Genomic DNA, 8,962 nt, shown 5'->3' on the forward strand with positions numbered 1-8,962 from the left:
ATCTGGAGGTTATCGCGAAGGCGTCGATGGTCTCGACGCAAGATGACTCGGACGCTAGATCCTTACAAACCGGCCCTCGGACGGGGGCGCCTGCGGTCGCTTCAGCCCAAGTTCGGCATACTGCTTGCTTCGTGAGGCACACAATCAGCAGATCATATAGAGGGGGTCGGCGCGTCTGCGGCCTCACTATCGGCCCCTCGCTCAAGTTTCCCTCAATTAGCAAGGAGGCGGCGTGAAACCGCGTATTCGGGCGGCTGCAGCAGCTGTCGCCCTGGCTCATAGTCTCGGACGCCTTGTCACCAGGGTGTACGAATACGAGACCCACGCCTATAGGATCAGCGTCTCCGTAAGGGACAATAGGGTTTGGGGATATGACTACATCGGCCATTGTTATGTCAGTGGCGAGTTAGCGAACGTACACCACCACGGTGAGGGATCGCATTTCGCGCTCATGCCGAACGGCTCCGGCGCGTACAGCGGCTTTGATCACGACACGTCATCCTGCTTTTCGGTAAAGGTTATGCGTCGCGAAGCTCGCATATTCGACTACAGGGAAGATTCGTACTTCGCATACAGCGTTTGACGATGTGGGGCGACACGCCTGATTGTTCGTGCGCCGGACACATGCCACATGGTCGTTGCTTGGTACTCAGTGCCAGACGGATAGCCTACTGCGTTGCGCCTTCCTCGCGAAAGGCGCAGCCAACGAACGCGAACGCCACAACGGCGTGGCTTGCAGCATATGCGCGCGCTGGCATGGCGAACGCCATCTCGAGGGCGTTGAGGAGCCCAGAAATCAGGGACTCTGGTCATAGGGTAGCGCTGTTTGATGTGGCTGAAACGGACGGCTCCGGACCAATCAGGTGCGAGATCCTAAAAATGAGAGGAAAGCTAGCCGCCACTAAGGCATCGAAAGCAGAACACTCCTCGGATAAACGATGTTCGAGATATCGTCGCTCACGTTCACCTGGCTGATTTTCAAGTAAACGGCGATAGCGGTGAATGCGGTTACGATGACTGCGCATGGCGGCAAACTCCTCCTCGATCATCGTCGTCACACCTTTATCCTTGCGTACTTCGTTCGATGAAAAGAGAAAGGCTATTCGCGAGATACGTAGCGCCTGCGTTCGTTACGCGTCGCTCGTCCGCTCGACGCAGGTAAGATTAGGCCAGCTGTACCTACCGTCACCCGCTGCCGAACAATCGCGGAACCAGTTTGAGTTGATAAAAAGCAGCAGACCAAAGCTTCACCGCTTTCGGCCCCAGGCGTGGAAAATGCGTGGCAACCCGACGGTTGTGTCGGGCCGAACGAGAAACGCTTCGAGTTCACTCTCGATGGCGCCGATCTCCTGGATGCTGGTGAGCCCCAGCTTCATCAGCGCATCGCGAATTGCCACGAAAGTCAGCAATTGGACTCGTTTGACGTCACCATTGCGCCCGCATGGCTGAGTCATTGAGGAGTGAACGTCAGAGAAGCCAGCCGCTTCCAGGAGACGGACGAGACTGCGGCCGATCAAGGGATCTCCGCCCCGCCTCCGCACCGCCGCAATGAAGAGTTCGCCCTTGCGCCGAAATGCAGCTGACGGTGGATCGCAGAACTCGCCGTCACAATCGATATCCTGTACGACGATCATGCCTCCAGGTCGGAGTGCCGCGTAAGCTTGTTTCAGCGCCTCTCCAGGATCGACGAGATGGGTGAGCACGAACCGCACGCTCACCAAGGACACGCCGCGTACTGGCCAATGACGTGCGACGTTTGAGCAGCAGAATTCGACATTGGGGATGCCGCGCCGCCTCGCCTCGCCTCGCGCCATGACGATTTTGTCCTCGTCGAAGTCCAAACCGATGACATGACCGGCTCGGCCAACTCTCTTTGCCAATTCGAAAGCTACATCGCCGCCGCCGCAGCCTGCATCGACGGCTATGCACCCCTCGAGCGGTTCAGATTGATCGAGCAGTAACCGTGTTGGCTCAGCCAGCACGCGGGCGATCACTGCAAGTCGCGCCAGCCCTGCTTCTCCACCCTGCAGCACGTAGGGGGCGAGATGTTCGGTCTTCATCTAGGTCCTATGCGGTTGAAATTGGTCTGCTCTGATCGTGCGCGGATTCCCTCGGCCCTTCCCATTCGCCCGGAGGCCCGATCATTCTCTCGTCATAGCCGGCAGTCCCCGGAAGCACCTCGAGAGCGTGGGGAACTTCGCTTGCTGGAAATCGCCAAGCACGCCTCGGCATTTTGACTTAGCCAAATTTGAACAGCACGCCGTAGCCACCTCGCGGATAGCTCCATTCAATATCGCCGCTCTCCTCGCAGATGATCCGGCAAGTTCCGCATTCGATGCAGCCATCGACGGTAATCTCAACTTGGCGCTGTTCGTTAAGGTCGTAGCAGCGTGCTGGGCAGGCCTTGAGCATTGACAAGAGCTGCGGCGATGGCTTGGCATGCGGCCGCACCTTGATGTGGGGTCGGCCGGTATCAACGAGATAGCGGTTGTAGAATAGTTTGTCCTCGACACGCATGGATAGCTCGATCGACATCATTTGGTCTCCGTCGTTGACACTGTCGTTTTCGTTCACCGCCACGCGCGCACGAGGTGAAAGGCGTCGCCGAACAGACCTCTCCGCGAACGCGCCTTGGTGAACGACTTGACTGCAAGTTTCTCCTTTTCGACCTTAGGCGTACCGTCGACACGCAGAAAGTTTTGCATAGCCTTGGAGACCAGCTGCGGATAGGTCAGGAAGAAGTTTTGCGATCGGGTGTGCATCAACGCTGGCATATCCTTGTATTTCCTTAGATCCTTGATCACGAAGGATTCATCGAGCATCGTCTTGTATAGCGCTAGGTTCTGCGGGATCATCGGTTGATTCCGTGACTTGATCTGAAGGATCGCTTCCGCCGCAATCCGGCCGGAGGTCATCGCAAGATTAGATCCTTCGCGATGAATTGTGTTGTTAAGCTGCGCGGCGTCGCCGACCACGACCCACCCCTTGCCGTAGAGTTGCGGGATCGCCTTGAAGCCGCCCTCGGGGATCAGATGGGCGGAATATTCCTTCACCTCGGAACCTTCTATCAGCGGCGCGACTGAAGGATGCCGCTTAAAATGATCGAGCAGGCCATAAGGCGTCTCGCCGGTGCGCTGGAAGTCGGCGACCAGGCAGCCGATACCCAGCGAGATACACTCCTTGTTGGCATAGATGAATCCCATGCCGGTCATGCCACGAGAAATCGTGCCAACGGCCTCAATCACCGCGCCTTCGTCGCCCTTGAGATTGAAGCGCGCCTCAATTGTCTCTCGCGGCAGGAAGTGCATTTCCTTGACTGCGAGCGCGACCTTTTCGGGCTTCGGCCGCTCGCGCAGGCCCGCGCGTGTACCGAGCATGCCGTTGACGCCCTCCGCCAGCACCACGACGTCGGCATGGATCTCGCCGTCGCGACGATCGGTCCGCACGCCAATGACATTGCCTTGTGCATCTTGAGCAAGCTCCGTGACCGTCGTTTCGCATAGTACCGTGGCGCCCGCTTCACGAACCTTTTGCGAGAACCATTTGTCGAACTGAGCGCGGATGATGGTGTAGCGATTCGGCTTCTCCTCATTGAAGTCCTCGGAGCGGTAGTGCAAACCAGTGTGAGAGCGGTCGTCCATCATCCAGAAGCGCTGTTCGACCAAGTGTCGCTCAAGCGGAGCATCATCCCGGAAATCGGGGATCAGCTTTTCCAGCATGTCGGCATACAGAATCGCACCCTGCACGTTCTTCGAGCCAGAATACTCACCGCGTTCGAGTTGCAGCACCTTCATGCCACGCTGCGCCATGGTAAGCGCTGCCGCATTGCCGGCCATGCCCGCGCCAACGACGATGGCATCGAATTTTTCTTCGATCATGATCGTGCTCCTTTAACCTGCAATCCGGCCGCGGGAATGCGGCGACAGCCGTGCGCGGAACGCGGCGGTGAGCGGCGGCAACAGATCGATGGCATCGGTAACGATCCCTATATGGGCAAAGTCGAAGATCGGAGCATTCTTGTCGGTGTTGATAGCGACGATAAGGTCGGAACCCTCGACGCCGACACGGTGCTGGATCGCGCCCGAAATGCCGGCCGCAACATAGAGTTTCGGCCGAATCGTCTTGCCGGTCTGGCCGATCTGGCGATCGGAGGTGACCCAGCCCTTCTGCACCAGCGGTCGCGAACTGCCGTATTCGGCCCCAAGTACTGTCGCGAGTTGGTGCACCAGTTGAAAATTCTCCGGTGATCCGAGCCCAAGCCCCCCCGCAACGACCACGTCAGCATAAGCGAGATTCGATTTTGCTGAGTTACGGTCCGGCAGGAAGGAGAGAACCTTTGTGACGATGTCGTGTTCGACGAGGCCGAGTGGATGGGTGATGATCCGGCCGACGGGGCGCGCGACGCGCTTTGGCATCGGCATTACACGGGGGCGGACCGTTGCCATCTGCGGGCGGTAGTTCAGCGTATAGATCGTGCAGAGCAAAGAGCCGCCGAAGGTCGGTCGCGTCGCAGCGAGCGATCCGTCGGCATCGACATCGAGCTCTGTGCAATCGGCGGTAAGTCCCGTAAGCAGCGTAGTCGCAACCGAGCCCGCGAGATCGCGGCCGAGCGTAGTGGCCCCCAACAGCAGGATCTCCGGCTTGTAGGTGTTAACGACATCGGTCAGCGCCTTGGTGTAAGATTCGTTGCGGTAGTCGGCCAAAAGATTGTGTGCAACCATGTACACGAGGTTGGCGCCATAGCAGAAGGACTGGGCAGCCGCCTGCTGGGTCGCCTCGCCTTCCGGACCGATGATGACTGCGGCGAGATCGACCTTGAGCTTGTCGGCGAGCTTGCGGCCGGCCCCCATGAGCTCCCAGGACACGGGGTGCACAACTCCGCGTTCCTGCTCGACGAAGACCCAGACATGCTTGTAGGCCTTAAAGCGCTCAGGCAACTCCTTCTTGGTCGCGGCGCGGCCAGAGGCGGCGGCCGGAGCGCGAGTTTTTGGCGTAGTACTCATGGTATTGATTTCCTTGCTTTGCTAGCCGTGCGCCAGCGTCGCGAGATCGGCTTCCAGGTTCTGCTCGCGCTCGAGGGTCGCCGCTTTAATCGCCTCGGCCGGTGCTCGCCGAACTTCGATTAGTCCCACCTTGTTGCGCTGGGCCGGCCCAACGATGCGTTTGGCGCAGGCTGCGAGCCGCGGAGGCCGCATTGCAGAGGCACAAATGGGTCTAGGCGGTTGGTCGTTTTCCTTCGAGGGATTATGGCGTTGCTCACAGGATGCACTTGACTCTGCGCGGAAACGGGAACTTGCTCGATGCCGTCGACGATGTGCATGCGCTTCTCCAAGGCTTGGCTGCGAATGGAGACAGCAAGTGTCGTACCAACTGTGCGCGCGATCGAATTTTAGCGTCAGTACAGAGGTTTACGACAACTGCGGCATGACCTTCGTCTGACTGCGACAGCGCAGCCGACATGGCTGCCGCGACACGCGTCGGAATTCGAACAGAGGCGCTAGGTCCACCCTTTTGGTCATCCCACAGACCGACATCTGTCACGGGAAGGAATGTTAGCCCGAGTTCGTAAATCGCACCTTCATGACCACAAAGCTCTCCGAGTAAATCCCGAATCTACGCTTCCTGGCGGTTCGACGACGAACAGGACCGAACCTTAAAGCTGGGTAAAGTGAAGTGCTGTCACTTCAAGTCAAGTTGCACGAACGTCGCCTTCTTCGACTGTGGTGCGACGGCGTCCTTCAGGACCTTGAATACGCGTTGGTCGATAGGAGAGGAGGCAACGAAGTCCGCATATGCTCGTTCCAGCACCGCCCTACACCGTTCCGCGACCGCTACATCGGTTGCAGCGCTCAAGTCTTCGCCTGCGAGATACTGTCCCATGCGCTGCAGGATGTGAAGCCTGGCCACGTTGAGGATTTTGGAATCGTACTTGACGCCGAGCAGGTCGAAGAGTTCCTCGGCCGCGGCTGTCTTTTTTAATTGCGAAAGGATTCCGTCAGTCATTCGTCGTCTCCATCTGCCATGGCGCAATATTGGGCACGGCCCGGCCTGCTTCTCGTCCCGGTGAGGTTGGCATGCCGCCTTAACGACCTGTTCGAGATGGCGGATGTTCGCGACATGCTGGCCTCACATTCCGTCAAGCCGATATTGCTCACGGACCTCGCGCCAGATCGCCATCACAGTCTCGCGCGCGACCCCGCCCTTGTGCTCGACGGCATGCTTGCGAACGCGGGCAAGGATCGCCCGGCTCTCCTCGGCGCTGACCGAAAGCTGCAATTCGGACAGCAGCGCGGTGATAGCGGCGAGCCCTGAATGCTTACCAATCACAAAGCGATTAGAGCGACCAAGCAGCCGCGGATCGAGCGCTTGATAGCTGCGCTGGTCCTTCAAGAGGCCATCGACATGGATACCGGATTCGTGGGTAAAGACATGCTCGCCGACGATCGCCTTGTTGAGCGGAACGATGCGGACGGCGGCGGCCGCGACAACAGCCGCGACATTTTTGAGTTCTGGTAACACGACGCCCGTGTCGCACCCATAGAGCTGCTTGAGCGCGACAGCGATCTCCTCCAGCGGGGCATTGCCTGCGCGCTCGCCGAGGCCAATCACGGTGACAGATGCGTGCGTTGCGCCGGCCTTGATTGCAGCGAGCGTGTTAGCGGTCGCGAGGCCCAGATCGTCGTGACCGTGGAATTCGATCTCGAGGTCGGTGGTGGCACGCAGCGCCGCCACCAACGCAAAGGCTGCATCGGGATCCAGCACGCTGAGCGTATCGGCGACGCGAAAGCGCCGGGCGCCGGCGCCTTTTGCGGTGGTGATCAGCTCAACCAGAAAGTTGACGTCGGCGCGCGAGGAGTCTTCCCCTCCAACCGTGACATCGAGCGCCCTATCTCGAGCATAGCCGACGACCCGCTTCACCTGCTCGAGCGCGGCGACCCGGGCGCTGCCGAGCTTGGCAGCTATCTGCACGTCGGAGCATGGGATCGAAACATTGACCATTGAGACGCCGGATTCGATTGCCGCGTCGACATCGGAAGATTTCATCCGGCACCAGCCGATGATCGAGGCCGCCAGGCCGGCTTCGACAATAGCGCGGATCGCGCTGACTTCTTCATGGCCCATCGCCGGCGTACCGGCTTCGATCTCCGTGATCCCGGCCTTTGAGAGCGCCGACGCAATTGATACCTTTTCCGCTGTTGTAAAAGCCACGCCGGGAGCTTGCTCGCCGTCGCGTAACGTGGTGTCGTTCAGGACTATCTGCCTCATATGCGACTTGCCAGACAGATCTGTTCCACCGAAGGTCATGCGCGCGTTCCGCCTTTCCAGCTAAATCTGAGCAACAGCTGTGCCAGCGCGATGAATGACGCAGACCGCTTAGATTAAGGCGCTTCTGCGCCGCGACTGAAATTGTCGCAAATACGACGATGTCGCAGATCTGACGTGTCAGGTGTCGACTAACCTACGGCGGATGTGGACGATGATGTCGATGCGGGAAATCTCGTGGTCCGGCACGGTCTCTGGCATCTGCGCGAGCACGAGCTTTTCGGGGATATCCATCAAAATGTCTTCGCCGACGAGATAGAAATGCGCATGTGTCCTGGTATCAGTGTCAAAGAATGTCCTTGAGCTGTCGGGCTTGATCCGGCGCAACAAGCCAACTTGTGTGAACCGGTTGAGTGTGTTGTATACGGTCGCAATCGAGAGTTTAATGTTGGCTGCGATCGCCTCGTTGAAGAGTATCTCAGCGGTGACGTGCCGGTCGCTGCTTGCGAAGAGTAACTGAGCCAACAGCACGCGCCGGCGCGTCGCGCGCAGGCCTGCGTCAAGCAACCGTCGCATGCACACTGCAGCGGAATTTTCGGCAAAGCCGTCGCACGAGGCTTCGGAGAGCGCTGCTTCTGGGGCATCTGTGAGACAGTTGGCGGAGCGCGCGAGCATTGTCGATTACTCACGCCTGCGGATTATCAACGGCTTCGACATGACCGCCGCCCCCGCGCAAATGGTCGCGGCGGCGGCCCGCCATTCGGCTCTCGCCGCTCTCCTCACCGAAACAGAGGTAGAAGTCGTTGCATTGCGTACACACAGGCGTCGTGCACATCAAGAGTCCTTCGTTTTCGCACAACGTGCGATAGAAGAAGCGCTTCCAGCGCATATTCTTGGTGTTCCGAATCGCCAGCGGCGCGAAATGGCGCGTCAGCAAGCGCGTCAACTCAGTCCGTTCACGTAATCCGAGGTCCTCCCATAAATGGTTCGGCTCCATCACACGCCGCGCGATCATGGCCGCCAACCAGCGACTGATCTTACCCTTGGTCGATCGCTGTCCGAGCAGGAGATCGCGGACCAAGATCATCTCCTCGTCACAGATCGAACCGGACTTTTCCATCGAGATGATGGCCCGCGCAGGCACGGATGGGAAACATTGCATCAGGAGTTCATTGAGCTCCTCCGCGGTCAGGCCCGCGCGTTCGGAAAGCGGGCCGCCATCCATCACGGCGGCACAAAGAACTGAGGCGAGCACATGCCGGTCAAAATTGTCGTTATCCTTTATGTCGGCGTCTGCTGGATCGCAGCCAGTAAGGAGGCGGTAGAGTTCAATTCCGGCATGCCGTCTGTCAGCAGGGGTTTCCCGCGATAGAGTTGACATCGCATCGATTGGATCAGCTCGCGCTGCAATCACGGACAACTCCATCGGTTGGATCTTGTCAATTATGATGCCGGCCCTTTGAAGGCCGGTACGAAGGGCTACGCCGACAGCGCGGCGAGCTCGGAAGCAGTCTTGCCGACCTGACTTTCGTCGATCTGCTTCATGATACCGTGCTCCATCAGCATGTCCTCAAGCTCGTCCATGCTGATCGGGGTCGGGATGATGCCCTTGCCGCCATTGCTATGGATCTTGGTCGCGAGATTGCGATAGTGGTCCGCCTGCTTGGAGTCCGGCGCATATTCCAGCACCGTCATGCGG

Annotated in this window: 10 protein-coding genes and 1 pseudogene; all 11 read right to left on the reverse strand. The window is 58.9% G+C overall.

The genetic code is table 11. The annotated features are described in order from the left end of the window. Positions 1 to 809: 809 nt before the first annotated feature. Positions 810 to 1,058: a hypothetical protein gene (locus SO180_RS36425; RefSeq protein WP_449383630.1), complete on the reverse strand. Its 249-nt coding sequence runs from the start codon at positions 1,056 to 1,058 to the stop codon at positions 810 to 812. 189 nt (positions 1,059 to 1,247) lie between these two features. Then, on the reverse strand, positions 1,248 to 2,060 hold the full coding sequence (locus tag SO180_RS36430; RefSeq protein WP_449383631.1) for a class I SAM-dependent methyltransferase: 813 nt from the start codon (positions 2,058 to 2,060) through the stop codon (positions 1,248 to 1,250). 178 nt (positions 2,061 to 2,238) lie between these two features. Next, positions 2,239 to 2,535 carry a ferredoxin family protein gene (locus SO180_RS36435; protein ID WP_449383642.1) on the reverse strand — a complete coding sequence of 99 codons (297 nt, stop codon included), beginning with the start codon at positions 2,533 to 2,535 and terminating at the stop codon, positions 2,239 to 2,241. A 35-nt stretch (positions 2,536 to 2,570) separates the two neighbouring features. Beyond that, a complete protein-coding gene (locus tag SO180_RS36440) occupies positions 2,571 to 3,878 on the reverse strand; it encodes an FAD-dependent monooxygenase (protein WP_449383632.1) in 1,308 nt (435 codons plus the stop codon). A 12-nt stretch (positions 3,879 to 3,890) separates the two neighbouring features. Beyond that, a complete protein-coding gene (locus SO180_RS36445; RefSeq protein ID WP_449383633.1) occupies positions 3,891 to 5,003 on the reverse strand; it encodes an electron transfer flavoprotein subunit alpha/FixB family protein in 1,113 nt (370 codons plus the stop codon). A 21-nt stretch (positions 5,004 to 5,024) separates the two neighbouring features. Next, positions 5,025 to 5,195: a hypothetical protein gene (locus SO180_RS36450; RefSeq protein ID WP_449383634.1), complete on the reverse strand. Its 171-nt coding sequence runs from the start codon at positions 5,193 to 5,195 to the stop codon at positions 5,025 to 5,027. Positions 5,196 to 5,679: 484 nt separating this feature from the next. Continuing rightward, positions 5,680 to 6,003 carry a nitrogenase stabilizing/protective protein NifW gene (gene nifW / locus SO180_RS36455; protein ID WP_449383635.1) on the reverse strand — a complete coding sequence of 108 codons (324 nt, stop codon included), beginning with the start codon at positions 6,001 to 6,003 and terminating at the stop codon, positions 5,680 to 5,682. Between the two features lie 123 nt (positions 6,004 to 6,126). Continuing rightward, entirely contained in the window at positions 6,127 to 7,266 is a 1,140-nt protein-coding gene (nifV, locus tag SO180_RS36460) for a homocitrate synthase (protein WP_449383636.1), read from the reverse strand. Between the two features lie 177 nt (positions 7,267 to 7,443). Then, positions 7,444 to 7,938 (reverse strand): iron response transcriptional regulator IrrA, encoded by a 495-nt coding sequence (gene irrA, locus SO180_RS36465; RefSeq protein WP_449383637.1) that lies wholly within the window; start codon positions 7,936 to 7,938, stop codon positions 7,444 to 7,446. A gap of 10 nt (positions 7,939 to 7,948) precedes the next feature. Next, the gene (locus SO180_RS36470) at positions 7,949 to 8,677 is read right to left on the reverse strand and encodes a nitrogen fixation protein NifQ (RefSeq protein ID WP_449383638.1); all 729 of its coding nucleotides are present in this window, start codon (positions 8,675 to 8,677) and stop codon (positions 7,949 to 7,951) included. Between the two features lie 65 nt (positions 8,678 to 8,742). Beyond that, positions 8,743 to 8,962, reverse strand: a pseudogene (nifH, locus tag SO180_RS36475) (nitrogenase reductase); the annotation flags it as partial.

This window comes from Bradyrhizobium sp. UFLA05-112 (genome assembly GCF_053572325.1).

Excerpts from the sequence above, each read along its gene's own strand:
- irrA (WP_449383637.1), bottom strand. The coding sequence starts at position 7,938 with ATGCTCGCGCGCTCCGCCAACTGTCTCACAGATGCCCCAGAAGCAGCG.
- SO180_RS36440 (WP_449383632.1), bottom strand. The coding sequence starts at position 3,878 with ATGATCGAAGAAAAATTCGATGCCATCGTCGTTGGCGCGGGCATGGCC.
- SO180_RS36450 (WP_449383634.1), bottom strand. The coding sequence starts at position 5,195 with ATGCGGCCTCCGCGGCTCGCAGCCTGCGCCAAACGCATCGTTGGGCCG.
- nifV (WP_449383636.1), bottom strand. The coding sequence starts at position 7,266 with ATGAGGCAGATAGTCCTGAACGACACCACGTTACGCGACGGCGAGCAA.
- SO180_RS36435 (WP_449383642.1), bottom strand. The coding sequence starts at position 2,535 with ATGTCGATCGAGCTATCCATGCGTGTCGAGGACAAACTATTCTACAAC.
- SO180_RS36430 (WP_449383631.1), bottom strand. The coding sequence starts at position 2,060 with ATGAAGACCGAACATCTCGCCCCCTACGTGCTGCAGGGTGGAGAAGCA.
- SO180_RS36445 (WP_449383633.1), bottom strand. The coding sequence starts at position 5,003 with ATGAGTACTACGCCAAAAACTCGCGCTCCGGCCGCCGCCTCTGGCCGC.
- nifW (WP_449383635.1), bottom strand. The coding sequence starts at position 6,003 with ATGACTGACGGAATCCTTTCGCAATTAAAAAAGACAGCCGCGGCCGAG.